The sequence below is a fragment of the Marinococcus sp. PL1-022 genome (assembly GCF_033845285.1).
Lineage (GTDB): Bacteria > Bacillota > Bacilli > Bacillales > Marinococcaceae > Marinococcus.
Window position 1 is genome coordinate 1,121,491 of the sequence record NZ_JAWXCX010000001.1, and the last position, 25,761, is coordinate 1,147,251.

Below are 25,761 nucleotides of genomic sequence, written 5' to 3' on the forward strand. Positions count from 1 at the left end.
GCAATTGCAGAAAAGAAAAGAAACGCTGACTGGTAAACAAAAAGCAGCTGTACTGCTGATTTCATTGGGCCCGGACGTTTCAGCCGAAGTATATAAACATCTCCGGGAAGAAGAAATTGAAAAGCTGACGCTTGAAATTGCCAACGTCCGAAAAGTAGAAAGCTCAAAAAAAGAAGAAGTGATGAATGAATTTCATCAAATAGCGATTGCCCAGGATTACATTTCCCAGGGAGGCATCGGATACGCTAAAAGCGTGCTTGAAAAAGCGCTTGGAGAAGAGGAAGCGATGCATATGATCAATCGTCTTACGTCATCTCTGCAGGTAAAGCCGTTTGATTTTGCCCGTAAAGCTGAGCCTTCCCAGGTGCTGAACTTCATTCAAAATGAGCATCCACAGACCATCGCTCTTGTGCTTTCCTACTTAGAGCCGGGGCAGGCCGGTCAGATTTTATCGGAGCTGCCTGAGACCCAGCAGACCGATGTGGCCCGGCGTATTGCGAAAATGGACCGGACCTCGCCCGAGATCGTAAGCGAGGTGGAGGCAGTGCTCGAGCAAAAGCTTTCCACCTCCGTCACCCAGGACTACACCGAAGCAGGGGGTATTGAATCCGTCGTGGAGGTGCTGAACGGCGTGGACCGGAGCACGGAAAAAATTATCCTTGAATCTCTGGAACAGGAGGACCCGGAGCTGGCCGAGGAAATCAAAAAGCGCATGTTTGTATTTGAAGACGTTGTGGCGCTTGATAACCGCTCGATTCAGCGGGTGGTGCGCGATGTCAATAACGATGACCTTCAGCTTGCGCTGAAGGTGGCCAGTGAGCAGGTGAAAGAAGTCGTTTTCCAGAACATGTCCCAGCGGATGGCCGAAACATTCCAGGAAGAAATGGAATTCATGGGCCCGGTACGGCTGCGTGATGTCGAAGAAGCCCAGTCGAGAATTGTCGGTATTATCCGCAGACTCGAAGAAACGGGGGAAATTGTAATTGCCCGCGGCGGAGGAGATGATGTCATTGTCTAACGTATTTCGCACGCACCTCAGCGCAGAGCATCGAACCATAGCGCCGAGAAAAATCGTTTATGAAGAAACCCCCCCTCAGGCAGACGAGCATTTTCTCAAGCAGCGCCGGGCCGAACAGTTAAAGGAACAGGCCGCTCGGCTGAACGAGCAGGCCGAACAGGCCTGGAAGGAAACCCAGGAAAAAATCAGACAGGAAGAAATTGAGGCTCAAAACCGTATCGCTGCATGGGCTGAGGAAGCCAAACAACAAGGATACGAAGAAGGTTTTAAGAGCGGGGAGGAGAAAGGATTCGAAGCGTGGCAGGAACAGATTGGCCACGCCGGGCGGATCATAGAGTCTGCGGAACAGGCTTTTCACGAACGCCTGAATGAAGCCGAACCGATGGTGGTCGATATCGCGGTGCAGGCACTTGAAAAAATGCTTGGCCCGGAATGGCTGCCGGACGAACACTGGCGGATGCAGCTCTCGACTGCAGTCAGCTCCCTGCGCGAGCAGGGCAATATCCGTGTGCTCGTCAGCGCCGGTGACTATGAAGATGTGCGAATGTACAAAGAAGAGCTGCAGAGTGCGGCGGGAAGCGACCAGAAGGTGACCATTTATCCGGATACACAGATGAAAGAGCGGCAGTGCGTGCTCGAAACGGATTTTGGAAAACTCGACGTTTCCCTGGATACCCAGCTCCAGGAATTGAAAAAACAGCTGCAGGCTGTCGTGAAAGAAGGCATGCCGGTATGAGAGCAGAGCATGCAGCAAAACAAATGAAACAGATGTCTCTGTATCGTTCTTACGGAAGTGTGGAGCGGGTGATTGGATTAATGGTGGAGTCGCGCGGCCCGAAAACAAACGTCGGTGATATCTGCTACATATACGGTGTCGGAACCGACGCCTCCACGGCCGCTGAAGTAGTTGGTTTCCGACAGGAATACGTGCTGCTTATGCCGCTTGAGTCATTAAAAAATATCAGCCCGGGGTGCACAGTCGAAGCCACCGGAAAACCACTGAAAATCAAGGCAGGGGCTGGCCTTATCGGACGTGTGTTAAACGGTATGGGAGAACCGATTGATCATCAAAAGCTTCCGGAAGGGCTGGTCAGCGTTTCTTCGGATGCAGCCCCGCCGGCGCCGCTTGATCGGCCGAGAATTACAAACGTTATGCCAACGGGTGTGAGAGTGATTGATAGTCTGCTCACAATGGGCGAGGGCCAGCGTATAGGTATCTTTGCCGGAAGCGGTGTCGGAAAAAGCACCCTGCTTTCGATGATCACACGCTACACAGAAGCCGATATTAACATTATCGCTCTTATCGGGGAGCGAGGGCGTGAGGTGCGTGACTTTATCGAACGCGACCTCGGGGAAGAAGGCATGGCCAAGTCGGTGCTTGTGGTAGCAACCTCGGATCAGCCGGCCTCGATGCGGATCCAGGGTGCCTACACGGCGACTGCCATTGCCGAATATTTTCGCTCCAAAGGAAAAAAGGTCAATTTCATGATGGATTCCATCACCCGGTTTGCGATGGCTAGAAGAGAAATTGGCCTTGCGATCGGCGAACCCCCGACAACCAAGGGCTATCCGCCCTCAGTTTTTGCCATACTGCCGGGACTGCTTGAGCGGACGGGGACAAGTAAAGAAGGTTCAATTACTGCTTTTTATACCGTGCTTGTTGACGGGGATGACATGAATGAGCCGATTGCCGATGCCGTACGCGGTATTCTTGACGGCCACTTTGTTCTTGAACGGTCACTTGCCAATAAAAATCATTTTCCGGCCATTGACGTGCTTCAAAGCGTCAGCCGGGTAATGTCAGAAATTACGAATGAAGCCCATCAGGAGGCGGCTTCAAAGGTGAAGGGCTGGCTTGCAGCTTACCGGGAAGCGGAGGACCTTATACGAATCGGTGCCTACCGCAAAGGCAGCTCCCGGGAAACCGATGAGGCACTGGAAAAATTAGCTGCTGTTGAAGCGCTTATCCAGCAGCGGCCGATGGAAGCATCCACGATGGAACAGACGCTGCAAAAGCTGCAAAACGTTATGGAGAAAGGAGCATCCTGATGTCCTACCAATTTTCTTTAGAACAGCTGCTGCAGCTGAGGGACCGCGAAAAAGACCAAAAAGTAAAATCCTATAATGAAGCAGTGGACCAGTTTGAACAGAAAGCCGGCGCCCTGTATGAAATGCTTCGTTCCAAAGAGCACGCAGAGGATATAAACCGGGAGAAAATGACCCGGGGAGTGACAGTCCGGGAGCTTCGCCAGCAGGAAAAAATGCTGCATATGTATGAGCGGGAAGCAGTCGTTCTCGAAGAAGCGGTGAGTAAGGCCAGATGGATGATGCAGCGTGAAGAGAAAGCGATGCAGGAAGCATGGCGCGAAAACCGGAAGCTTGAACTGATGAAGGAAAAAGAAGAAGCAAAACATGTGGAAAAAATAAAGCGGAGCGAGCGTATGGCCATGGATGACACGGCCGTACAGATGTATCTTCAGAAGCAGACGGTGCAGCATTATGGCTAAAAAAGAAAAGAAAAAAGGCGGTTTTTTTCAATGGTTTTTCATGCTGTTTCTTATTCCGCTTCTTTTCGCCGTCGTGCTTTCGGTGGCTGTTATGTCCTTTATGGGCATAAACGTCACTCAGCTCGGCCAGGACGTAGTGAAGTCGGTCATTGGCAGCGAGGAAAGTGCAGATGACGCCGGGGCCTCCGGTGAAGAGCTTGAAGCCAAGGAAGAAGAAATCGTCGAACTGCAGCAGCGGCTTGATGAACGGGAGCAGGAGCTGCGCAGCGTGGAAGAAGAGCTTGAGGAGCTGACGCTTGAAACAGAATCAGAAGAGAATAGTGAAGAAGAAGAAAGTAGCGGGAATACCGGTTCAGTCCAGAAAATATACGGGGAAATGAAACCGGCGACTGCGGCAGCGGTGCTCGGACAGCAGGAAACAGAAGTCATTGTTCAGCAGCTGTATTCACTGCAGCCGGAGGAACAGGCCGCCATACTCGAAGAAATGGATGAGGAGCTTGCTGCTTCCGTTGTTTCGGGAATTGAAGGTCTTGACCTGGAGCAGTAGAAGAGAGGAGGAGGCTATGGAAACAGTAATCACCGGCCGGTCACCGGCCCAGTTGACCGGCGCGCCTTTGTCCGGGCAGGCAGGAAGCAGTTCATCAGCTTTTGCAGCGTTATTCGCAGGAGCAGCTGCGCTTGCGGAAAGACAGCCGGCAGAGGAAAAAGGGCCGGGAAACGCCCTGCCTTCAGCTGAACAAATAATGGAAGCGATCGACTCGCATCCCGAAGCAATCAACGCCCTGATGAAGCAGTATCCGGAGCTTGAAGAAGCAGTGATGTATATTGCAGAGCTCATACTTGAGGAGAAGGGCGGCAGGACAGCAGTACCGGGAGATACGCTCGAAGAAATGCCCAAGGAAAAGGATAATGTGTTCACGAAGCTTGCCGCTGCCCTGCATCCCCCAAATGCAGAAGTATCGGCAGACATACATGCCGGACCGGGTGAAGTGAAGCCTGAATCCCTGGGGAGCATCAATGAAGAGCGGGAAGTGAAATCAGAACTGCCTGTGCCTGAGCAGCTGGCGGCCCGGTTTAATGACCTTGCTCCCAGCGAACAGCAGGCGATACAGATGGCAGCAGTAAAGCTGCAGAAGGCCGCTGGGCCGCTGCTTTCTAAAGCTCTGGCGGGAGAGGAGAAGGAAAAGGCGGCAGAACTTTTTACGAACCAATTGAGTGAGCTGACTGAACTGCTTTCAAAAGTTTTACCAGAAAGCTCAGGAAAAGCACGCCCGGAAGCTGCTCTTATCGCTGCAGCTGTAGCTGCCGAAGCTGTGGTGCAGGGAAATGGAATGAAGGAAAAAACGGGAGATGTTCAGCCGGAGCGGAACGCATCTCAAAAAGCAATATCCCGAATTGAAAAGCTGGAGATTTTGTTTCCAGAAAAACCTCCGCAAGTGCGGCAGCTTATTTCATACCTGAAGCAGCATCAAGAAGCCGAACGCAGTGCAGATCCGCGTCCCCAGTGGCAGCCGCAGATGCCTGCCGGGTGGATGACCCCTGCAGTCGGGAAGGAACCGTCTGCAGATGACGCCGCCCAGGCGGTAAAACACGACCTGCAGCAGTGGCAGAAATACCTCAGTGGACGGGAACAGGCAGGCAACTGGGTACCTAAAGCGCTTCAGTCGTCCGCTGGAGAACAGCCGGAAAAGCAGCTGACGGCGTTTATCCAAAACCTTTCAGCTCTGGTGAAAAAGCAGCTGCCATTGTCTTTAACAGCAAAGGACAGTAAGAGCGAAGCTTTTGCTGAGCAGCTTGAGCAGATTCTTCAGAGCATCCGCGGCGAAGGAGGGAATGCTTCAGCTTCCCCAGCGCCAGCAGCTGGCTCGGGAGAGGCGAGAACGCTTCAGCCGGACACGCCGCTTGTGATCCGGATCCCGCCGGCATCTGAAGGAAATCAGCGACAGGCCGAATTTTTAAAGCAGTTTCAGCAGACGCTTGGCACGATGAACGCCGCCCAGCTGAAAAACGGGGCCTCCTATACGATTCGTCTTCACCCTGAACATCTGGGCAGGCTCGATGTGAAGCTTACGAAAATCGAAGGACAATGGACCGCCCAGCTGATTACAACCTCCAAAGGGGCGCAGGAGCTTGTGGAAGGCAGCATTCATCAGCTGAGACATTCCTTCCTGCAGCAGAACCTTCAGGTGGAACGCATCGAGGTAGCCGAGCACCCGGACTTCTATAAAGAAGAGGAACAGAAAGAAGATCCTGAAGAACAGCGGGAAACGTTAAATGTCCAGGAGGATTCTTCAGAAGAGGAAGAACGCTCGTTTGAAGATATTTTACAGCAGCTTTCGGTCAACGAACGAATTTAAAGGAGGTGAACATACGGTGAGTACGATCACAGATAATATGCAGCTGAACAGCGCTTCGAACACCAAAACGCCCTTTGCCGCTGAAAATAGTAACGGCAATATGGATAAAGATGATTTTTTAAAGCTGCTCATTACCCAGCTGCAAAACCAGAATCCGCTTGAGCCGATGAATGATACCGAATACGTCTCACAGATTGCCAACTTCAGTACGCTTGAACAGATGAACAATATGAATAAATCGATGGAGCAGTCGACACAATTTATGGCGCAGGACGCCCTGATGCAGCTGAGCGGTTTGATCGGCCAGGATGTAACATGGCAGACGCTCGTAAACGCGAATACTCCAAATGAAGATGTGCAGACAGGCCGCAACGAAATTATGTCGGTGAAAAAAGACACGCAGGGAAACATAATGGTTGAGCTTGACTCCGGCCGCTGGATTGATGGCAGGCAGGTGGTGAACATCGGGGAGGACGAGGCGACATCAGAGGAAAGCTGATACGGAGGAAGGAACAGCATGGATTATTCAAAGGTGCACAACTATGCCAGAATGCCGGTTCCGTCTAGTACAGCCAACACCCCGCGACTGGAAAAACAGCAGGACGGCTCATTTGCCACGCTGCTGCAGAACGAGCTGAAAGTCCCGGATGTCAAAATCAGCAAGCACGCTGCCAAACGAATGGAAGAAAGAAATGTTCATATTAAAAGCGCGGACTGGGAGCAGATGCAGGTGAAGCTAGGTGAGGCAGCGGAAAAAGGCGTCAAAGAATCCGTCGTGGTATTCCCGGAAGCGGCACTGGTGGTAAACGCAGAGAACCGGACTATTATTACAGCAATGTCAAAGCAGGAAGCAGCAAACCATACATTCACTAATATTGACGGCGTTATATTTATGTAAAAGGCTTGACCGCAAGGAGGCCTGGGCCCCCGACAGACAGACGGGACCCGCTTAAACCAAAGGAGGAATACGATGCTACGCTCTATGTATTCAGGAATCGCAGGAATGAAGAACTTTCAGCAGAAACTGGACGTTATCAGCAATAATATCGCAAACGTCAATACCCAGGGGTTCAAAAAAGGACGCCCGACATTTCAGGATATGATGAGCCAGCAGACCGGATCAGCTGCAGCAGCTGAAGGTGGACGTGGCGGCGTGAACGCAAAACAAGTGGGAATCGGAAGCGAAATGGGCAGTATTGATACGGTTGATACGCAGGGCAGTCTGCAAAATACCGGCCGTGAACTCGATCTGGCTATTTCCGGATCCGGGTATTTCCGCCTGCAGAATCCTACCGAAGAGGGAGAGAGCTACACAAGAGCTGGTAACTTCTATCTTGATGATAATGGAGACATGGTGAACGCTGAAGGGCTATATGTGTTAAACACAGATGGAGGCATTATTAATATTGATCAGGAAGCGCGAAGCTTCAGTATCGATGATGTGGGCAACGTTAATATTGTCGATGAGAACAATGTAACAGAAACAGTGGCTCAAATCGGTATGGCTACATTTGCAAACCCGGGAGGACTTGAAAAATCAGGCGGCAACGTTTACCGGCCGTCATTAAATTCGGGCGATGCTAATAATATCGTTCCAGGTGAAAACGGAGCTGGGGAAATTGTAGCTGGTGCCCTTGAAATGTCCAACGTTGACCTTTCCGAGGAGTTTACGGAAATGATCACCGCCCAGCGCGGGTTCCAGGCGAATACGCGTGGTATTACGACAGCAGATGAAGTGCTGCAGGAGCTGCTCAACATCAAACGGTAACTAATGAATGAAATCGGGGGAGACAGGGGCGCAGCGCTGCCCCTCAATTAATTATGATGGAATTAACAAAATTAAACGGACGCCCGTTCGTGCTGAACACTACACTGATCGAGCAGGTCGAAGCAGCGCCAGACACTACGATTACGCTGTTAAACGGCAATAAGATTGTGGTGAGGGAAAACATCAGTGAAGTGATGGAGCTTGCCGAACGGTTTTACCGTCGGTCTTGGATGCCGGCCGGTCGAAAGGGGGAGGACGCTTAAGCTATGTTAAAAAGCAAAGCAGGAAAAGTGATGATGGTTATGCTTTTGACCCTTGTACTTATTGCCGGTGCGGCGGCGGCTGTGTATCAGTTTCTCGGCTCCTCATCTGAACAGGCAGAAGGCAGTGAAGAAAAGGCAGAGGAATTAAGCGCCGAAGAACTGCGGGAGCTTACGTGGGATATGGATGAAATGACGACCAACCTTAAAGGCAACGATCGCTATATTAAAACGATGTTCAGTCTGCAGGCCGATAATGAAAAAGCCCGGGAAGAACTGGAGCAGCGGGACTATCAGATCAACAATATTATCATCCATGAGCTGGCCCAGCTCGAACCCGGAGACATTGAAGGCTCGGAAGGCACTACCAGAATGGAAGAACGAATCAAGGAAAAAGTGAATGAGGTTATGACTGAAGGGAAAGTCCAGCGGGTCTACACGACCGAACGCGTCATTCAATAATCCAGGAGCCGCCAGAGAGAAGAGAAAGGGAGGTGAAAACCTCTTGTCAGATGTACTATCCCAGCATGAAATAGATGCCCTTTTGTCCGGTTTGTCTACCGGAGAAATGGACGGTGAGCAGTTAAAAAAGGAAGAAAATGAACGCAAGGTCCGGTCGTACGATTTTAAACGCGCACTGCGTTTTTCCAAAGAACAGATCCGGGGCCTGTCGAGAATTCATGAAAATTTTGCCAGGATTCTTACCACGGCACTTTCAGGACAGCTGCGCTCCTTTGTGGATATCAGCGTAGCCTCCGTGGATCAGGTGCCCTACGATGAATTTATACGCTCGATTCCTAAAATGACACTGCTGAATGTATTCGAAGCGCCGCCGCTTGAAGGGCGGATGCTTATGGAGGTTAATCCGCACGTCGGATACGCCATGCTTGACCGGCTGCTCGGAGGCCAGGGCCAGAGCATGAACAAGGTGGAAAAGCTGACGGAAATTGAAACAAAGCTTTTAAGCTCATTTATGCAGATGATTCTCGAATCCTTTCAGAGCGCCTGGGAATCGGTGCTCAGCATTGAAACGATAGGCTCCGAAATTGAAGTCAATCCGCAGTTTCTCCAGATGGTTTCTCCAAACGAAACTGTAGTGGTTATTTCTTTGACCACAACAATTGGAGAGACGTCCGGGATGATTAATCTGTGCCTGCCGCATATGGTGCTTGAAGAGATACTGCCCAAGCTTACCACCCACTACTGGATGCAGACGAAAGTAAAAGAGCGGGATCAGCAGGAAGTCAAGCATTTGAACGAGTGGCTGCTGCAGGGGAACATTTCCCTGCAGGCGATTCTCGGCACTTCTTCTATCACTATCGAAGAACTTTTACATATGGAGCGTGGCGATGTTTTAACGCTCAAGCAGCACATCCATGACCCACTCGAGGTGCATGTAGGAAGCAGAAAGAAATTCACGGCTCAGCCCGGGAAAAAGCGCAGCCATATGGCTGTACAGATTCTAGAAAAAATAGAGGAGGGAGAAGAACAGCATGAGCAATGACGATATGCTTTCACAGGACGAAATTAACGAGCTGCTGAAAAACGTCGGCGCCGACGACGATGATGACAGCAGCGGCGATTCCTCCGGTGAGGCGGCGGCTAAAGAAACTGCCTCTAACGCGGAAGAGACAGGACTTGATCATCTGCTTTCCACTGAAGAAAAAGACACGCTCGGCGAAATCGGCAACATCAGCTTCAGCAGCGCAGCAACCGCCCTGTCGAGCCTGCTGAACCAAAAAGTAAGCATTACTATTCCGGGCGTAAAAGCAGTATCGACCGAGATGGTGGAAAAGTCCTTTCCACGTCCGCACGTAGCTGTAAATGTAGAATATACGCGAGGGTTTGAAGGCACCAATTTGTTTGTGATCAGTATGACGGACGCAAGCATTATCGCGAATCTGATGATGGGCGGTGACGGTGAAGTCGATGAAGCTGACAATATTGACGAAATGCAGCAAAGCGCGGTCCAGGAAGCCATGAACCAGATGATGGGTTCAGCATCAACATCGATGAGTACAATTTTTAACAAACGGGTGGATATTTCTCCTCCGGGCGTCAATATTATGAATCTCGAAGAAGAAGAATCGGCCCGCTACATCCCTGATGAAGACACAGTTGTTCAGGTAGCGTTTCGAATCCAGATAGGAGAACTGATGGACTCCTACATTATGCAGCTCATACCGCTTAGGTTTGCGAAAAAAATGGTGGAGGAGCTGCTTGGGGCAAATGCTGAAGCAGCGCAGCCTGAACAAAAGCAGCCTGTCCCGGGGCCTTCCGCACGGAAGGAAACGAGGGCCGAGAGAGCATACGCTCCGGAGCCGCAAGCAGCTCCAACAGTAAGCGGAGCCGCCTTTTCCGAGCTTGAGGAGCCTGCACACAGGTACAGTGACGGCGGCGGGAACCTGGATATGCTGATGGATATATCGCTTGATGTAACGGTGGAGCTGGGCAGGTCCCGGCAGTCGATCAAGGATATTTTATCGCTGTCCCAGGGCTCTGTGGTCGAGCTTGATAAGCTTGCCGGCGAGCCCGTTGATGTACTGGTGAACCAAAAGCCTGTGGCTAAAGGAGAAGTAGTCGTCATCGATGAAAATTTTGGTGTTCGTATTACGGAAATTCTAAGTCCGAGAGAACGGGTGGCACAATTAAAATAATGACAAACAGGGAGTGGAACACATGGCATATTCAGTTTTAGTAGTAGACGACGCCGCGTTCATGCGGATGATGATTAAAGATATTCTGGAAAAGAACGGATTTAACGTAGTAGGGGAGGCAAAGGACGGAAACGAAGCAGTGCAAAAATTTCAGGAAACGTCGCCGGATCTAGTCACACTTGATATTACGATGCCTGATAAAGACGGAATTGAAGCACTGAAGGAAATTAAGGCGGCGGATCCGAATGCCAAGGTAATCATGTGTTCAGCCATGGGCCAGCAGTCGATGGTGATCGATGCGATTCAGGCGGGGGCAAAAGATTTCATCGTTAAACCATTTCAGGCAGACCGTGTACTTGAAGCAATCAATAAAACGCTGGGCTGATGGCCTGCCGCGGGGGAAGAAAATGAATTGGAAATATGCAGTATTCATAGGTGTAATGATGGCAGCAATTCTTTTGGCGGGCGCTGACACAGCGTTTGCCAGCACTACTGTCAACGAGTCCCTGAATCCGCAGGAAAACCAGGAGGAGCCGGCAGCCGGAAATGAAGAAGCTCCGGCAGGCGACGAGACCGCGCCGGCAGCAATGGATAATGGAAACCTGTGGCTGAACTTTGTAAAGATGATAGGAGCGCTTGCAGTCGTTCTCGGTCTGCTGTTCTGGCTGCTGAAATTCATCAACAAAAAAACAAGCAGGTACCAGTCAACCCGCTCGATTCAAAGCATTGGCGGTATCGGGCTTGGACAGAATAAATCGATTCAGGTGGTTAAAGTAGGGGATAAAATGCTTGTTGTCGGAGTGGGGGATACGATTTCGCTGCTTCAGGAGATTGAGGATAAAGAGGAGCAGGAGCGGATTACTGCCCGGGAACAGAATACATATACAGGCGTTCCGTCGTTGCTGGAAAAATGGAAAACACGGGGAAACACGGAGGAAGGAAGCAGCCAGTCCTTTCAATCGGTGCTCGAAGAACGACTGAAAACAGCACGCGGAGCGAAGCATCCGGAAGCATCCGATAAGCGGATGGAAGCGAAGGAGGAACAGCGATGATTATTAGTGCTCTTCCGGCGCTTGATTTCAGCGGCCTGTTCGAGGGTGGCGGGGAAGGAGCGGCAACGTCGGTGCAGCTTGTGCTGCTGCTTACTGTATTGTCGCTTGCTCCCGGTATTTTAGTGCTGATGACCTGCTTTACCAGAATCGTGGTCGTGCTGAGCTTTGTGCGGATGGGTCTTGCAACGCAGCAGACTCCTCCCAACCAGGTGCTTATCGGCCTTGCCTTATTTTTAACCTTCTTCATCATGGCGCCGACGCTCTCGGAAGTAAACGAGCAGGCATTCAGTCCTCTGATGGCAGGAGAAATCGACCAGAACGAAGCACTGACAGAAGCGGTCGGACCGATGAAGGAATTTATGTCCCGGTACACCCGGGAAAAAGACCTGGCACTGTTTATGGATTACGCGGGGGAAGAGCGGCCGGAGTCGGTCGAGGATATTCCGCTCACATCGCTCGTGCCGGCGTTTGCCATCAGTGAGCTGAAAACAGCCTTTCAGATGGGGTTTCTCATTTTTGTGCCTTTTCTTGTTATTGACATGATTGTGGCAAGTGTACTGATGAGTATGGGCATGATGATGCTTCCGCCTGTCATGATCAGTCTGCCGTTTAAAATTTTACTGTTTGTCCTCGTGGACGGATGGTACCTGATTGTGGAGTCGCTGCTCCTCAGCTACACCTAGCCGGGACGAAGAAAGGAAGAAATGTATGTCAGCAGAACAGGTAATGCAGATCGCACAACAGGGAATATGGATGGTTTTTTTAATTGCAGGGCCGCTGCTTGTCATTGCGCTCGTACTCGGCTTTGGTGTTGCCATATTTCAGGCGACTACCCAGATCCAGGAGCAGACACTCGCGTTTATACCAAAGATTCTTGGCGTCTTGGCCGCCATGCTCGTGCTCGGCCCATGGATGCTGACGCAGCTGGTGGAGTATACGAGAAACCTCTGGTACCACGCGCAGCAGTTCATCGGATGAACAGACGATGGAAGCAATAATAGAGCAGCTCCCGGCTTTTTCCCTGGTGCTTGTGCGAGTGCTCGCTTTCTTTACAACGATGCCTCTTTTCTCTTATCGGACTATTCCGAATCAATTTAAAGTAGGTTTGGCATTTTTTCTTGCTCTGGCTATTTTTCCGGCGCTGGATGCCCCGCTGATGACGGTGGACGGCGAGTATATCCTGCTTTTGCTAAAGGAGGTTATGCTCGGGCTTGCGATTGGGCTTATTGCGACGATTATGCTGTATGCGGTACAGACAGCCGGAATGTTTCTTGATATCTCCTTCGGCTTTTTGGTGGCAAACGTAGTGGACCCGCAGACGGGTGCCCAAAGCCCACTGTTCGGCGGCTATTTTTACGCTTTTGCACTCTTAATGCTTCTGGCGGTAAATGGCCACCATCTGCTGCTCGACGGAATTTATTACAGCTACAGCTTTGTGCCGATCGACCAGACGGGACTCGCATTCGGTGATGAAGCGGTCGTTACGCACGTGGCGGAGGCTTTTAACCAGATGTTTATTCTCGCTTTTCAACTGGCGTTTCCGCTCGTCGGCTCGCTCTTTCTGGTCGATCTCGCTTTAGGGATTATGGCGAGGGCGGTTCCGCAGATGAACGTGTTCGTCGTCGGACTGCCGCTGAAAATTGCAGCGGGACTGCCGCTGCTTGTGGTGGCAATCCCGGGTATGTTTCTGGCCATTCAGTATCTGTACGAGGATATGTTTCACGTCTCGCGCGGACTGCTTGAGCTTTTGGGGGAGGGACAGGAATGAAGTGGAAGCTGGATCTGCAGTTTTTTTCACAGGAAAAAACAGAGGAGGCCACTCCCAAAAAGCGCCGGGACACGAGGCAGAAAGGCCAGGTCCCCAAAAGCAACGATGTGAATACGGCAATTATCCTGTTTTTAGTATTCGCACTCTTCTACATGTACGGAGGCACCATATTTAATCACCTGCAGGCATTAATGACGCATACATACATAGAATACATGCAGTGGGAAATAACGAAAGCCAGTGTCCCGGCGATGCTGCAGGAAATTACGATTCAGTCCGTTATCATTATTCTGCCGGTGATGCTTGTGGCCATGGTGGCGGGCGTGGCAGCCTCGCTTACGCAGGTAGGTTTTTTGTTCACGGGCGAACCGATCAAAATGAAGCTTGAAAAGATTAACCCGCTCAGCGGCATCAAGCGGATATTTTCGGCCCGGGCGCTTGTGGAGCTGGCGAAGGCACTCTTGAAAATTACGCTCGTTGGCGGGGTCGTTTTTACGATTCTCTGGCTGTCGCTCGACCGGCTGCTGTTTTTATCGCAAAAGGATGTCGGTGACGGCTTTATGGAAATTGCCCGCCTGACTGGGCTGATGGGGCTGATTGGCAGCCTGCTGCTGCTCGTGCTTTCGCTTCCGGACTATATTTATCAAAAGCACGACCATGAAAAGCAGATCCGCATGTCCAAGCACGATGTAAAGCAGGAAATGAAAAACATGGAGGGCGATCCGCTCATCCGTGGCAAGCGAAAGCAGAAGCAGCAGGAAATGGCGATGGGGAGGATGATGGAGGAAGTACCGAAAGCAGACGTCGTCATTACGAACCCGACGCACTTTGCGGTGGCCCTCCGTTATGAAGAAGGCGCGATGGGTGCGCCGAAGGTGATTGCCAAGGGAGCCGACCATCTGGCCCGGAAAATTAAAGAAAAAGCAGGTGAGCATTCCATCCCAATGGTGGAAAACAAACCGCTCGCCCGTGCGCTGTATGCCCAGTCCGAAATTGATGATGAAATACCTGAAGATTTATTTAAAGCCGTAGCTGAGGTGCTTGCATACGTGTACCGCATCAAAAGGAAAAACGGCTAGAAAAGGAGCAACCCTATGGGATTTAGAGAACTATCAGTGCTGCTGGGCGTTATATTGATTGTCATTATGCTGATCATCCCGCTGCCGACATTTATTTTAGATATCCTGATCATGGCCAATATTTCACTGGCGCTTCTGGTTATTCTCGTGGCAATGAACACAAAGGAGCCGCTTGAATTCAGTATCTTTCCCACGCTGCTTCTGCTTGTGACGTTGTTCCGGCTCGGGCTGAACGTTTCGACGACCCGTTCCATCTTAAGCAACGCCGAAGCAGGTAACGTTATTGAAACGTTCGGAAGCTTTGTGGTACAGGGCAGTGCCTTTGTCGGCCTGGTGGTTTTTGTGATTCTTGTAGTGATTCAATTTGTCGTTATCGTTAAAGGGGCGGAACGGGTGTCAGAAGTCGGGGCCCGCTTTACCCTCGATGCGATGCCGGGAAAACAGATGAGCATCGATGCCGACCTGAATGCGGGTGTTATATCCGAACAGCAGGCGAAGGCGCGCCGGGAGAAAATCGAACGGGAAGCGGACTTCTACGGTTCGATGGACGGGGCGAGTAAGTTTGTGAAAGGGGACGCCATCGCAGGGATTGTTATCGTAATTATTAACGTTATTTTCGGTCTTGTGATTGGCATGACTGAGCACGGAATGGATATCGGCACTGCTGCGAACACCTTTACGCTCCTTACCGTCGGGGACGGTCTGGTCAGTCAGATCCCTGCACTGCTTATTTCTACAGCAACCGGTATTGTCGTTACGCGGGCGGCCTCGGAAGGCAACCTCGGTCACGATATTACAAAGCAGCTGTTTGCCTTTCCCCCGATGCTGTTTGTGGCAGCGGGCGCCATCTTTTTACTGGGCGTGTTTACGCCGATTAACTTCTTTTTAACCACCTGCATTGCCGGAGCGATGGCTGCCATTGGCTTTACCATCAGGCAGACGGTGCTGCAGGAGGAGCAGGCCGCAGTGCATGAAACCGAAGAAGCGCAGGAGGAGGATCTGCGTTCGCAGGACAGCGTGATGCAGCTGCTGGACGTAGACCCGATCGAGTTTGAATTCGGCTACAACCTCATTCCTCTTGCGGATGCGAAGCAGGGAGGCGACCTGCTTGACCGGGTTGTGATGATCCGGCGCCAGCTGGCACTCGAGCTCGGGATGGTCGTGCCGGTGATACGCATTCGTGACAATATCCAGCTGCAGCCGGGAGAGTACGTTGTGCGCATGCGGGGCAGCGAAATCGCCCGGGGTGAGCTTTACATGGATCATTACATGGCGATGGGCACCGGTACTGAAGAGCCGATCGAGGGTATCGAAACGATAGAGCCGGCCTTTGGACTGCCTGCTCTCTGGATTCCGGAGGAAGAGCGCGACATTGCCGAAGATGCCGGCTACACCGTTGTGGACCCGCCGTCGGTTGTGAGTACGCATCTAACCGAGGTTATTAAAACGCACGCGCACGAGCTGCTCGGCCGCGAAGAAACGAAGCAGCTGATCGATCATCTCAAGGAAACGTACCCGACGCTGGTCGAAGAAGTGACTCCTTCAACGCTTACGATCGGGGATGTTCAGAAGGTACTGGCCAAGCTGCTCCGGGAAGGGGTATCCATCCGGAACATGCCAACCATTTTTGAAGCGCTGGCCGAATACGGCACGATGACCAAGGACATGGAGATTGTGACAGAGTATGTACGGCAGGCCCTGTCGAGACAGATTTCCAAGCAGTACGCTGACGGGGAAGAGCTGCTTCAGGTCGTCACGCTCAGCGGCGGCATTGAAAAGAAAATTGCCGACGCCCTGCAGCAGACCGAAAGCGGTAATTATTTAGCGATGGATCCAAACGAGTCCCAGCGGATGGTGCAGCGGATCGGGGCAGAAGCCGAACAGCTGATGAACATCGGAAAGACACCGGTCATTCTTTGTTCGCCGGCTGTGCGCATGCACGTGCGCCATCTGATTGAGCGGTTCTTTCCGCAGATGCCGGTATTATCCTATAACGAACTGGAGCCTTCCATCGAAATTCAAAGCGTCGGGGTGGTGAATAATGAATGAGAATGAAAAAAATTACAGTGGATTCGATGCCGGAAGCGGTAGCGAAGGTGCGGCAGGAGTTCGGAGATGAAGCGGTCATTCTGCATTCCCGGCCGGTGAAGGTCAGGAGATGGTTCGGGCTTAAGTCCGTGGACAGGCTCGAAGTTTATGCAGGGATCGATGACGCCCCTCCCCGAAAAAAAGAGCGCACGCCTCCGGCAGAACCCGTAAAGCCGGCTCAGCCAAAAGAGGTGAAGACTTTCGAGGTACCGGATAAAAAGCCAAACGTGCTTCCTGCTTCAGTTCCAGCTCCTTTTCAGTCCGTTTCCGCTGCCTTAAAGACACAGGAAGTAAACGAACGGGTGGAAGAAGAGCTGATGAACCGGTTTATGGAAAAATGGTACGCCGAAAAGGGCAGCCGGCCGGAAGTGTCCATACTCGAAGCCTGCATAGGAGAATGGCTGGAGGACCGGCATCCCCGGGCCGAAGCAGCAACGTCCCGGATGGTTCAGCTGGTCGGCCAGACTGGCGTCGGCAAAACGACGACACTTGCCAAGCTCGGTGCCAGGGAAATGCTCCGAAGAAAAAAATCGATTGCCTTTTTTACGACAGACACCTTCCGCATGGGAGCAGTCGACCAGCTGAATACGTACGCCTCCATTATGGAAGCACCGGTTCATGTTATATACGACCAGGCTGATTACAGGGAAGCAGTGGCTCAGTCCCGGGCTCATGATTATGTGCTCATTGATTCGGCAGGAAGAAATTTTCTGCATGAACAGACCGTGGAAGAAGCGCAGCGGCTGCTTCCGGCGGGCGAACCGATTAAAACCGTGCTCGTACTCTCGCTGACAGCTAAATACAAAGATATGAAGGAAGTCGCTGAAAAATTTCTTCCTTATATATCAAACGAGGTTATTATCACTAAAACAGATGAAACCACTTCGTTTGGGGCACTTCTGAATATTATTGATGAATTTTCACTACGGGTGTCCTTTGTTACCACCGGCCAGGAAGTGCCGGAGGACATTGAGCCCGCGGACAACAAATGGCTTGCAGCAAAAATAGCAGGGGGGGCACTTGGTGAAAAATGATCAGGCTGAAAGCCTGCGTACTCAGATGCAGAAACGGCGTCACAGGCAGACGAGAGTGCTGTCGGTCGTAAGCGGAAAAGGGGGCGTCGGCAAGTCCAATGTGTCCCTGAATGTAGCTATCTCCCTGGCGGAAGCCGGCGCGGAGGTATTGCTGATTGACATGGACACCGGCATGGCCAACCTGGATATCCTGCTTGGATATACGCCTCTTCTGCCATTTCAGGAGATGTTTACGGAAAATAAAAGCATTTTTGAATTGATTCAATCCGGCCCGTCCGGAGTGCAGTGGATTGCGGGAGGTTCGGGTCTTTCCGGTATTTTTCATATGGAGGAGGAGCATAAGCTGAGGTTTTACGAACAGCTGCAGCTGCTTGAAGGTGAATTTGATTTTATTATTTTTGACATGGGAGCAGGGCTGAACGAAAACCATATGCACCTGATTACGACGACCGAGCGCGGAATTCTTGTAACAACCCCGGAGCCGACGGCGCTGATGGATGGCTACGCCATGATGAAATACATCCGCTCCCACAAAAGTGATTTTCCATTTGCGGCCGTCATTAATCGGGTGGATCAGAAAAAAGACGGCCGGGCGGCCGCGCAGAAATTAATCACAGTCAGTGAACAGTTTCTCGGCATGCAGCTGACCGTGCTGCCGATGGTGCCGAATGATCCTAAAGTAAGCAGGGCAGTCATGGAGCAGACACCGTTTGTCATTGCCTATCCTGACAGCCGGGCGGCCCAGAGCATGAAGCAGATTGCCGCAGGGCTGTGGGTGAAAGAACAGTCAGCAAAAACGGACGGCAAGCCGTTCCGGCATTTTATTACAGGGATGAAGCAGCGGTTATTCGCTTCTGCCCGCACATAGAACGGAGCCTAAATATATGAACATTCAACCTTCCGGGAAACCGGGCCGCTGGGACCTGCTGGTGATCGGAGCGTCCACAGGCGGACCTGCAGCTTTGCAGAAGCTTTTCCATTCGATGCCGGAGGAGGTGGAGCTGCCGATTGTGATTGTGCAGCATATGCCGTCTGGATTCACAAGATCACTTGCGGACAGGCTGAACCGGGATTACAGGTGGAGCGTTAAGGAAGCCGAAGACGGTGGAACGTTGCAGAAAGGTACCGTTTATATTGCTCCCGGAGGAAGGCAGCTTGAAATCCGTCGAAAAGGAAACCGGCTGATAACAGCAGTGAATGAAAGTGAAACCGGTGACCGTTATCACCCGTCGATGGACCTGCTGCTGGCTTCTCTTTGTAAATTAGAAGACCTGCGGGTACTCGCTGTTATTTTAACGGGCATGGGCAGCGATGGTACATGCGGATTAAAAAAGCTGCAGACAGTGACGGCACTTTATGCTGTCGCTGAATCAGAAGAAACGGCTGTAGTCTACGGGATGCCCCGGGCAGCGGTACAGGCCGGTGTCATCGACGAAGTCCTCCCGCTCCATGCGATTGGAGAGCGGATCGGCCAGCTGGTGCAAACTACTGTATATGAAGGAGAGGTAAAATGATGGATAAACGTGACGTAGAGCTCGATATATTAAAAGAAATCGGAACCATCGGGGGCGGCAATGCCGCCACGGCACTGTCCTCCCTTCTGAAAACGCCGGTCCAGATCAGCGTGCCGTCGGTACAGATGGTGCCGTTTCCGGAGCTGCTTGAAGCAGCCGGAGGAGAAGAAAAAGTAGCGGCGGTCACCTTTCTGCGCATCGCGGGCCACATCAGCGGCAGCATATTTTTTGTGCTTGAGCCACAGGAGATGCAGGCAGTGGGAAGAGCACTGGTACAAAGCTGGAATCTTCCATACACGCCGGAAAATGAACAGGAGCTGCTTGAGTCGGCAGTGTGTGAATTAACGAATATTCTGGCTGGGTCTTATTTATCGGCGCTTTCAGATTTTACAGGTCTTTACATGATGCCGACGGTTCCGTCGTCTGCCGTTGACATGATCGGAGCGCTTTTGAGCGAAGGGCTTATCGAAGCTGGTCTTGAAGGAGATGAAGCGATCATGATCGACACGAACATGACAAAAGGGGAGGATCACTCGCAGATGGCAGGCCGGTTTTTTATGCTGCCGGATGCCCACTCGCTTCCGAAAATTTTTGCCTCCCTCGGAGTACAGGAGGATGAGGAGTGAAAAACGTGGACATTAAACAAACGAAGATAAAAGTGGCGATGGCGGATATGAAGTGGGGCACGGACGGCGATATACTCTCAACGAGCGGCCTGGGTTCGTGTGTAGGCATTGTCATTTATTCGCTCCGCCACCAATATGCCTGCCTGATTCATGCGATGCTCCCGTTCTCTGAGATGGCACGGAAAGGGCAGCATGTGAACGAGGCGAAATATGCTGATACGGCCCTGCAAAAGGCGTTTGCCGGCTTTGAAGAACGTGGTATTCCAATTGCTTCGCTCGAAGCAAAGCTTGCCGGGGGAGCAAGAATGTTTCAGTTTCAGACGGATCATCTGCATATTGGAAAACGAAATGTCGAAGCAGCAAAGGAAATACTTGCCGGGCGGTCCGTACCGGTCAGAGCAGAGGAAACAGGGGGTCACACTGGCAGAACGATAGAGTTCGATGTGGTCACAGGAGTTCTGCGGATTAAGCTGACCGGAGGAGAAACAACGATAATATGAACAGGGGGAAGAAGACATGAGTAGATCGACAGCGCATGCTCATCAGGAAATTTGGGAGAAATGGCTGGATAATTATGACGATACGGCGGCCGACCAACTAGTCGACATTTATATGCCCCTTGTTCATTATCACGTTCAGCGCATCGCAGCGACGCTGCCTAAAAATGTAAACCGGGACGATCTTGTGAGTCACGGGCTGATGGGCCTGTACGATGCGATGAAAAAATTCGACCTGTCCCGGGATTTGAAATTTGATACATATGCCTCATTCCGGATCCGCGGAGCGATTATTGACGGTCTCCGGCAGGAAGACTGGATGCCGCGCTCTCTTCGCGAGAAAACAAAGAAAATTGAAGAAACAGCTGAATGGCTCGAACAAAAAAAGGGACGTTTTGTCTCGGACCGGGAGATAGGCGAAGAGCTGGACATGAAGTCCTCGGAAGTATCGAAGGTGATCGCCGAAAACTATTTCGTGCATATGCTGTCTATGGATGAGGCGACGCCGGACGGTGAACGCGATGAAACGTATCGCGGGGCGATTGTGGATCATAACGCTCCGTCCCCGGAGGAAATGCTAACCGACCAGGCCTCCCTGCACGAGCTCGGGGAAGCAATAGCAAATCTGCCGGAAAAGGAGCAGAAGGTCGTGTCCCTTTTTTACCTGGAGGAAATGACGTTGACCGAAATCGGCCATATTTTATCGCTGTCCACATCGAGAATTTCACAAATTCATTCCAAAGCACTTTTCCGTCTGCGCCAGTATTTGAAACAGACGGAAGAAAAAACGTGAGAAGGGAGAAGGCCCATGTCTCTGATATTCAGTCTGCTTGCCCTGATGGCTGCCGGTGCTTTATGGATAAAGCATCAATTCACAGTGCGTGAACTGCAGGCGTTAAAAAATGATAAAAAAGAAATCGAGCAGCTGTTAATCTACTATACCGAAGAAATGAAACGCGACAATGAACGTCTCCGCAGCGTGTGGGAGTGGCGGGAGAGTCCAGTGGAAGAAACGGAAATGGCTGAGCCGGCACAGGACGTGGACGAACCTTCGCCGAAGGAATCGATGATGAACCGTGTTATAATGTTATATAAAGAAGGATGGAAGGAAAAGGATATTGCAAAGACCCTGTCTATCGGCCAGCGGGAGGTGCATCTGTTTTTGCAGATGCAGGAAAAATAAGCTTTAGCATTGCGTCCTAAAGACTCGTGTGGTATATTACGAGTTGGTGTTAAAAACACACGCAACAGCTGATCTGTATAGAGGTGCTTTCCGCATGGAAAGTTTTGTACAGACATGACGCTTGCGGTGGAAAAAACCTAAGGAGGAATTATTTTATGGCTGTTATTTCTATGAAACAGTTGCTTGAAGCAGGGGTGCACTTCGGTCACCAGACTCGTCGCTGGAACCCTAAAATGAGCCGTTATATTTTCACGGAGCGTAATGGTATTTATATCATTGACCTTCAAAAAACGGTACGTAAAGTAGAAGAAGCGTACAAATACGTGCGCAGCATTGCAGAAGACGGAGGTAAAATCCTTTTCGTCGGAACGAAAAAACAGGCGCAGGACTCTGTTCGCGATGAAGCGATCCGTTCAAACATGTACTACATTAACCAACGTTGGTTAGGCGGTACACTGACGAACTTCGCAACAATCCGTAAACGGATTGCCCGCTTGAAGGACCTCGAACAAATGGAAGAAGACGGTACCTTTGATATTCTTCCGAAAAAAGAAGTTATGCTGTTAAACAAAGAAAAAGACCGTCTCGAAAAAGTACTTGGCGGCATTAAAGATATGAACAAGCTTCCGGATGCCCTGTTTATTATCGATCCGCGCAAAGAGCGCATCGCAGTGGCAGAAGCACACAAATTAAACATCCCGATCATCTCGATCGTGGACACTAACTGTGATCCTGACGAGATCGACAAGCTCATCCCGGGTAACGACGACGCTATCCGTGCCGTTCGTCTTCTTACAGGAAAAATGGCTGATGCCGTTATCGAAGCAACCCAGGGTGCAGAAGAAAAAGCCCGTGAGCAGGCAGCTGCCCAGGAAAAAGAACAGGAAGCAGCCGCAGCGGAAGAAGAAGGAAACACAGAAGAAGAGAGCGTTTCAAACCAGTAAGCTCTCATAAATATAACGGGCCCAGGCCTGACGCGAAGGGTGGTAAAAGGGAAAAACCCTTTATCACCCTTTTTCTTGAAAAATAGCGCTCAAGCGCTTGTGCATGGAAAAATCGAAGGAGGAATTTAAATGGCTGTAACAGCAAGCATGGTAAAAGAACTGCGTGAAAAAACAGGTGCAGGTATGATGGACTGCAAAAAAGCACTCAACGAAACAGATGGTAACATGGAAGAAGCGGTTAACTACCTGCGCGAAAAAGGTATCTCCAAAGCAGCGAAAAAATCTGATCGTGTAGCAGCAGAGGGTCTTACGTACGCAACGTATGAAGGAAACCAGGCAGTGATCGTGGAAGTAAACGCTGAAACAGACTTCGTCGCGAAAAACGAATTGTTTAAGCAGCTCGTCGCGGACGTTTCCACGTACCTGCTGAAGGAACAGCCGGCTGACGTTGACGCGGCACTTGCCGGGGAAATCGAAAGCGGAGTGACGCTTGAGCGTTACATTAACGACCAGATCGCACGTATCGGGGAGAAAATTTCCCTGCGCCGTTTTCTGCTTGCAGAGAAAAACGACGGTGATGCATTCGGCGCCTATCTTCACATGGGCGGGCGCATCGGCGTGCTGACGGTTCTTGAAAACACGGAAGACGGCGATCTTGCCAAGGACGTGGCGATGCACGTAGCGGCGATCAGCCCGAAATACATTTCCCGTGAAGATGTTCCGAAGGAAGAAGCGGACAGCGAGCGTGAACTGCTGAAGCAGCAGGCGCTGAACGAAGGCAAGCCGGAAAACATCGTTGAAAAAATGGTGGAAGGCCGTATTGGCAAGTACTTTGAACAAATCTGCCTGCTTGATCAGGAATTTGTAAAGGATACAGACCAAAAAGTAGGCGACTACCTGAAAAGCAAGGGCGCTACCGTGCGCACATTTGCCCGCTATGAAGTAGGCGAAGGCATGGAAAAACGCGACGAAAACTTTGCAGATGAAGTAATGAACCAGGTAAAGAAATAAATCGGCAGTATGGGAGAGTCCATATCGAATCCTCTAGGGTCCGTAGGCTCTCCTTTTTTCTGAAAGCAAAACCAGGGCAGAGGCCGCAGCGCTTCTGCGATACATAATAAAAAGGCGGGGTTCATGACGATGGAGAAATACAATCGCGTTGTGTTGAAGTTGAGCGGAGAGGCATTAGCAGGACAGCAGGGCTACGGTATTGATCCGGAAGTCATTCAGTCTATTGCTTCTCAAATCGGTGAGATAGTAGAATTGGGGACAGAGGTAGTGATTGTTGTCGGCGGAGGGAACATATGGAGAGGCATGGCCGGAAGTTCAAAAGGGATGGACCGGGCTACCGCTGACTATATGGGCATGCTTGCGACAGTCATGAATTCGCTTGCGCTCCAGGACAGCCTTGAAGACATTGAGATTCCTACACGGGTGCAGACGTCCATAGAAATGAGACAGGTAGCCGAACCATACATCCGCCGCAAAGCCATCCGGCATTTAGAGAAAAAGCGGGTAGTCATTTTTGCGGCCGGGACGGGGAATCCGTACTTTTCGACCGATACCACTGCGGCGCTGCGGGCGGCAGAAATCGAAGCGGACATTATTTTGATGGCTAAAAACAAAGTGGACGGGGTATATGACTCAGACCCATCTGCGAATGCGGACGCGAAAAAGTACCAGTCGCTCACTTACCTGGATATTTTAAATCATGATCTGAAGGTGATGGATTCGACGGCGTCCACGCTTTGTATGGACAACAACATCCCGCTTCTCGTATTTTCGATTATGGAAGAAGGAAACATCAAGAAGGCCGTAATGGGAGAAGACATTGGAACAATCATAAGGAGGAACAACGATGGCTCATGATATAAAAGCAACAGAAGAGAAAATGAAAAAGTCAGTGGATTCTTTAAGCCGCGAGCTTGCCACGCTGCGGACAGGGAGGGCGAACGCTTCCATGCTCGACCGGGTGGTAGTTGACTACTACGGTGCCGAGGTGCCGCTTCAACAGCTTGCGACGATTACCGTGCCGGAGGGGCGCCTGCTTGTTGTGGCGCCGTTTGATAAAAGCTCCATCAAGGACGTGGAAAAAGGGATCCAAAAGGCGGAGCTCGGCCTGAATCCCAGTAACGACGGCGAAGTAATCCGCATTCCGATTCCGGCAATGACAGAAGACCGCCGCAAGGAAATGACCAAACTCATTAACAAGTACGCGGAAGAAGCACGGGTGGCCATCCGCAATATCCGGCGCGACGCTAATGACACGCTGAAAAAAGATGAAAAAAGCAATGAAATCACCGAGGATGATTTGAAGCGTGAGCAGGAGCAGGTGCAAAAAGCAACCGACAAATACATCGGTCAGGTGGATCAGGCAGCCGAACAAAAAGAAAAAGAAGTTATGGAAGTTTGATGCGAATCGAGTTACAATAGGAACAGACTGGAACCCTCTGCACTCAAGAGGGTTTTTTTGTAAGTACAAAACCGGCAGATTTATTTGCGCTGCCGGAAAGAACACATAAACAGATATACTGCTTTCCGTTCTTCAACAATGCTGAGGCAGGAACGGTTTTTATATGGAATTGATTTCACACGCGCCATATAAATCAGACAAAGGGGAAAAGGCTGGTGCCCTCGTTATGAACGATCGACTATTTAATCAAATAAATCCATGGGCGGAGGCGAACGCCACGGCAGTGAAAGTGAATACGCCTGCCCATGTGGCTATTATTATGGATGGCAACGGCCGTTGGGCAAAAAAAAGAGGCCTGCCCCGTGTAGCCGGCCACCGCGAAGGTATGAAGGCGATCACGAAGGTGGTGGAAAAAGCGCACGAGCTCGGTATAAAGTACTTAACGCTCTACGCTTTTTCCACGGAAAACTGGAAGCGGCCGAAATCAGAAGTGAATTTTCTAATGCAGCTGCCGGAGCGATTTTTGGCTAAAGAGCTGCCAAAGCTAATGAAAAACAACGTACAGGTGCGGATGATGGGTGATGCGGACAAGCTGCCGGACCATACGCTGCAGGCTGTGCAGGAGGCTGTGGATGCCACAGCCGAAAACACCGGCATCGTTTTAAACTTTGCCCTTAACTACGGCGGGAGGCATGAGCTTGTCCATGTGGTGCAGGAGCTTGCCCGGGACGTGGAAGAGGGGCGGATGAAGGCAGAGGCTATCGATGAAGAGTTAATCACCAACCGGCTGTACACGAACCAGATCCCGGACCCTGACCTGCTTATTCGTACGAGCGGCGAAATCCGGCTGAGCAATTTTATGCTGTGGCAGTTAGCTTATGCGGAATTTTGGTTTACCGAAACGCTCTGGCCGGACTTTAATGAAGAGGGCTTAGCGGAAGCTGTCATAGAATATCAGCAGAGAAAACGCAGGTACGGGGGCGTTTAACGACTGAA

Annotated in this window: 32 protein-coding genes; all 32 read left to right on the plus strand. The window is 51.0% G+C overall.

Going from position 1 to position 25,761, the window contains the following annotated elements:
* Positions 1-4: 4 nt before the first annotated feature.
* The 32 genes from fliG (at position 5) to SIC45_RS05850 (ending at position 25,753) form a co-directional block, all read left to right on the plus strand.
* On the plus strand, positions 5-1,018 hold the full coding sequence (fliG, locus tag SIC45_RS05695) for a flagellar motor switch protein FliG (protein WP_022792768.1): 1,014 nt from the start codon (positions 5-7) through the stop codon (positions 1,016-1,018).
* Positions 1,011-1,754, plus strand: a complete 744-nt coding sequence (gene fliH, locus SIC45_RS05700; protein ID WP_319631372.1) for a flagellar assembly protein FliH — start codon at positions 1,011-1,013, stop codon at positions 1,752-1,754. Before fliG ends, fliH begins: the two co-directional genes overlap by 8 nt.
* Positions 1,751-3,067 carry a flagellar protein export ATPase FliI gene (gene fliI / locus SIC45_RS05705; RefSeq protein ID WP_319631373.1) on the plus strand — a complete coding sequence of 439 codons (1,317 nt, stop codon included), beginning with the start codon at positions 1,751-1,753 and terminating at the stop codon, positions 3,065-3,067. The genes fliH and fliI overlap by 4 nt, the downstream gene beginning before the upstream one ends.
* The gene (gene fliJ, locus SIC45_RS05710) at positions 3,067-3,525 is read left to right on the plus strand and encodes a flagellar export protein FliJ (protein WP_319631374.1); all 459 of its coding nucleotides are present in this window, start codon (positions 3,067-3,069) and stop codon (positions 3,523-3,525) included. Before fliI ends, fliJ begins: the two co-directional genes overlap by 1 nt.
* Positions 3,518-4,072, plus strand: coding sequence for a hypothetical protein (locus SIC45_RS05715; RefSeq protein ID WP_298784339.1), 555 nt, complete (start codon positions 3,518-3,520; stop codon positions 4,070-4,072). Before fliJ ends, SIC45_RS05715 begins: the two co-directional genes overlap by 8 nt.
* A 16-nt stretch (positions 4,073-4,088) precedes the next feature.
* Positions 4,089-5,882, plus strand: a complete 1,794-nt coding sequence (locus SIC45_RS05720) for a flagellar hook-length control protein FliK (protein WP_319631375.1) — start codon at positions 4,089-4,091, stop codon at positions 5,880-5,882.
* Positions 5,883-5,898: 16 nt separating this feature from the next.
* Entirely contained in the window at positions 5,899-6,381 is a 483-nt protein-coding gene (locus SIC45_RS05725) for a flagellar hook capping FlgD N-terminal domain-containing protein (protein ID WP_298784343.1), read from the plus strand.
* An 18-nt stretch (positions 6,382-6,399) separates the two neighbouring features.
* Positions 6,400-6,780 (plus strand): TIGR02530 family flagellar biosynthesis protein, encoded by a 381-nt coding sequence (locus tag SIC45_RS05730; RefSeq protein ID WP_319631376.1) that lies wholly within the window; start codon positions 6,400-6,402, stop codon positions 6,778-6,780.
* Between the two features lie 72 nt (positions 6,781-6,852).
* Entirely contained in the window at positions 6,853-7,650 is a 798-nt protein-coding gene (gene flgG / locus SIC45_RS05735) for a flagellar basal body rod protein FlgG (RefSeq protein ID WP_319631377.1), read from the plus strand.
* Between the two features lie 56 nt (positions 7,651-7,706).
* Positions 7,707-7,913 carry a flagellar FlbD family protein gene (locus tag SIC45_RS05740; RefSeq protein WP_413645501.1) on the plus strand — a complete coding sequence of 69 codons (207 nt, stop codon included), beginning with the start codon at positions 7,707-7,709 and terminating at the stop codon, positions 7,911-7,913.
* A 3-nt stretch (positions 7,914-7,916) separates the two neighbouring features.
* Positions 7,917-8,372: a flagellar basal body-associated FliL family protein gene (locus tag SIC45_RS05745; protein WP_319631378.1), complete on the plus strand. Its 456-nt coding sequence runs from the start codon at positions 7,917-7,919 to the stop codon at positions 8,370-8,372.
* 43 nt (positions 8,373-8,415) lie between these two features.
* A complete protein-coding gene (gene fliM, locus SIC45_RS05750; protein WP_298784353.1) occupies positions 8,416-9,414 on the plus strand; it encodes a flagellar motor switch protein FliM in 999 nt (332 codons plus the stop codon).
* A complete protein-coding gene (gene fliY, locus SIC45_RS05755; protein WP_319631379.1) occupies positions 9,404-10,567 on the plus strand; it encodes a flagellar motor switch phosphatase FliY in 1,164 nt (387 codons plus the stop codon). The genes fliM and fliY overlap by 11 nt, the downstream gene beginning before the upstream one ends.
* A 22-nt stretch (positions 10,568-10,589) precedes the next feature.
* A complete protein-coding gene (locus tag SIC45_RS05760) occupies positions 10,590-10,952 on the plus strand; it encodes a response regulator (RefSeq protein ID WP_298784357.1) in 363 nt (120 codons plus the stop codon).
* A 22-nt stretch (positions 10,953-10,974) separates the two neighbouring features.
* Positions 10,975-11,619: a flagellar biosynthetic protein FliO gene (locus tag SIC45_RS05765; RefSeq protein WP_298784359.1), complete on the plus strand. Its 645-nt coding sequence runs from the start codon at positions 10,975-10,977 to the stop codon at positions 11,617-11,619.
* Positions 11,616-12,302, plus strand: coding sequence for a flagellar type III secretion system pore protein FliP (gene fliP / locus SIC45_RS05770; protein WP_298784361.1), 687 nt, complete (start codon positions 11,616-11,618; stop codon positions 12,300-12,302). The genes SIC45_RS05765 and fliP overlap by 4 nt, the downstream gene beginning before the upstream one ends.
* A gap of 25 nt (positions 12,303-12,327) precedes the next feature.
* Positions 12,328-12,597, plus strand: coding sequence for a flagellar biosynthesis protein FliQ (fliQ, locus tag SIC45_RS05775; RefSeq protein WP_022792784.1), 270 nt, complete (start codon positions 12,328-12,330; stop codon positions 12,595-12,597).
* Between the two features lie 7 nt (positions 12,598-12,604).
* Entirely contained in the window at positions 12,605-13,387 is a 783-nt protein-coding gene (fliR, locus tag SIC45_RS05780) for a flagellar biosynthetic protein FliR (protein WP_298784364.1), read from the plus strand.
* Positions 13,384-14,466, plus strand: a complete 1,083-nt coding sequence (flhB, locus tag SIC45_RS05785; protein WP_319631380.1) for a flagellar biosynthesis protein FlhB — start codon at positions 13,384-13,386, stop codon at positions 14,464-14,466. The genes fliR and flhB overlap by 4 nt, the downstream gene beginning before the upstream one ends.
* 15 nt (positions 14,467-14,481) lie before the next feature.
* On the plus strand, positions 14,482-16,515 hold the full coding sequence (gene flhA, locus SIC45_RS05790) for a flagellar biosynthesis protein FlhA (protein WP_319631381.1): 2,034 nt from the start codon (positions 14,482-14,484) through the stop codon (positions 16,513-16,515).
* Complete coding sequence (locus tag SIC45_RS05795; RefSeq protein WP_319631382.1) at positions 16,512-17,588, plus strand: hypothetical protein; 1,077 nt, start codon at positions 16,512-16,514, stop codon at positions 17,586-17,588. The genes flhA and SIC45_RS05795 overlap by 4 nt, the downstream gene beginning before the upstream one ends.
* Positions 17,578-18,456, plus strand: a complete 879-nt coding sequence (locus SIC45_RS05800; protein ID WP_319631383.1) for a MinD/ParA family protein — start codon at positions 17,578-17,580, stop codon at positions 18,454-18,456. The genes SIC45_RS05795 and SIC45_RS05800 overlap by 11 nt, the downstream gene beginning before the upstream one ends.
* 16 nt (positions 18,457-18,472) lie before the next feature.
* On the plus strand, positions 18,473-19,102 hold the full coding sequence (locus SIC45_RS05805) for a CheB methylesterase domain-containing protein (protein ID WP_319631384.1): 630 nt from the start codon (positions 18,473-18,475) through the stop codon (positions 19,100-19,102).
* Positions 19,099-19,728 carry a chemotaxis protein CheC gene (locus SIC45_RS05810; RefSeq protein WP_319631385.1) on the plus strand — a complete coding sequence of 210 codons (630 nt, stop codon included), beginning with the start codon at positions 19,099-19,101 and terminating at the stop codon, positions 19,726-19,728. Before SIC45_RS05805 ends, SIC45_RS05810 begins: the two co-directional genes overlap by 4 nt.
* A complete protein-coding gene (locus SIC45_RS05815; RefSeq protein ID WP_319631386.1) occupies positions 19,725-20,228 on the plus strand; it encodes a chemotaxis protein CheD in 504 nt (167 codons plus the stop codon). Before SIC45_RS05810 ends, SIC45_RS05815 begins: the two co-directional genes overlap by 4 nt.
* A 16-nt stretch (positions 20,229-20,244) precedes the next feature.
* Entirely contained in the window at positions 20,245-21,018 is a 774-nt protein-coding gene (locus SIC45_RS05820) for a FliA/WhiG family RNA polymerase sigma factor (RefSeq protein WP_319631387.1), read from the plus strand.
* Positions 21,019-21,033: 15 nt separating this feature from the next.
* On the plus strand, positions 21,034-21,408 hold the full coding sequence (locus tag SIC45_RS05825) for a DUF6115 domain-containing protein (protein WP_319631388.1): 375 nt from the start codon (positions 21,034-21,036) through the stop codon (positions 21,406-21,408).
* Positions 21,409-21,563: 155 nt separating this feature from the next.
* Entirely contained in the window at positions 21,564-22,352 is a 789-nt protein-coding gene (gene rpsB / locus SIC45_RS05830) for a 30S ribosomal protein S2 (RefSeq protein ID WP_298784384.1), read from the plus strand.
* A gap of 129 nt (positions 22,353-22,481) precedes the next feature.
* The gene (tsf, locus tag SIC45_RS05835; RefSeq protein WP_298784386.1) at positions 22,482-23,363 is read left to right on the plus strand and encodes a translation elongation factor Ts; all 882 of its coding nucleotides are present in this window, start codon (positions 22,482-22,484) and stop codon (positions 23,361-23,363) included.
* Between the two features lie 129 nt (positions 23,364-23,492).
* On the plus strand, positions 23,493-24,221 hold the full coding sequence (pyrH, locus tag SIC45_RS05840; RefSeq protein ID WP_413645502.1) for a UMP kinase: 729 nt from the start codon (positions 23,493-23,495) through the stop codon (positions 24,219-24,221).
* On the plus strand, positions 24,211-24,765 hold the full coding sequence (frr, locus tag SIC45_RS05845; RefSeq protein ID WP_298784388.1) for a ribosome recycling factor: 555 nt from the start codon (positions 24,211-24,213) through the stop codon (positions 24,763-24,765). Before pyrH ends, frr begins: the two co-directional genes overlap by 11 nt.
* Positions 24,766-24,991: 226 nt before the next feature.
* A complete protein-coding gene (locus SIC45_RS05850) occupies positions 24,992-25,753 on the plus strand; it encodes an isoprenyl transferase (protein ID WP_298784514.1) in 762 nt (253 codons plus the stop codon).
* The last annotated feature ends 8 nt before the right edge of the window (positions 25,754-25,761 follow it).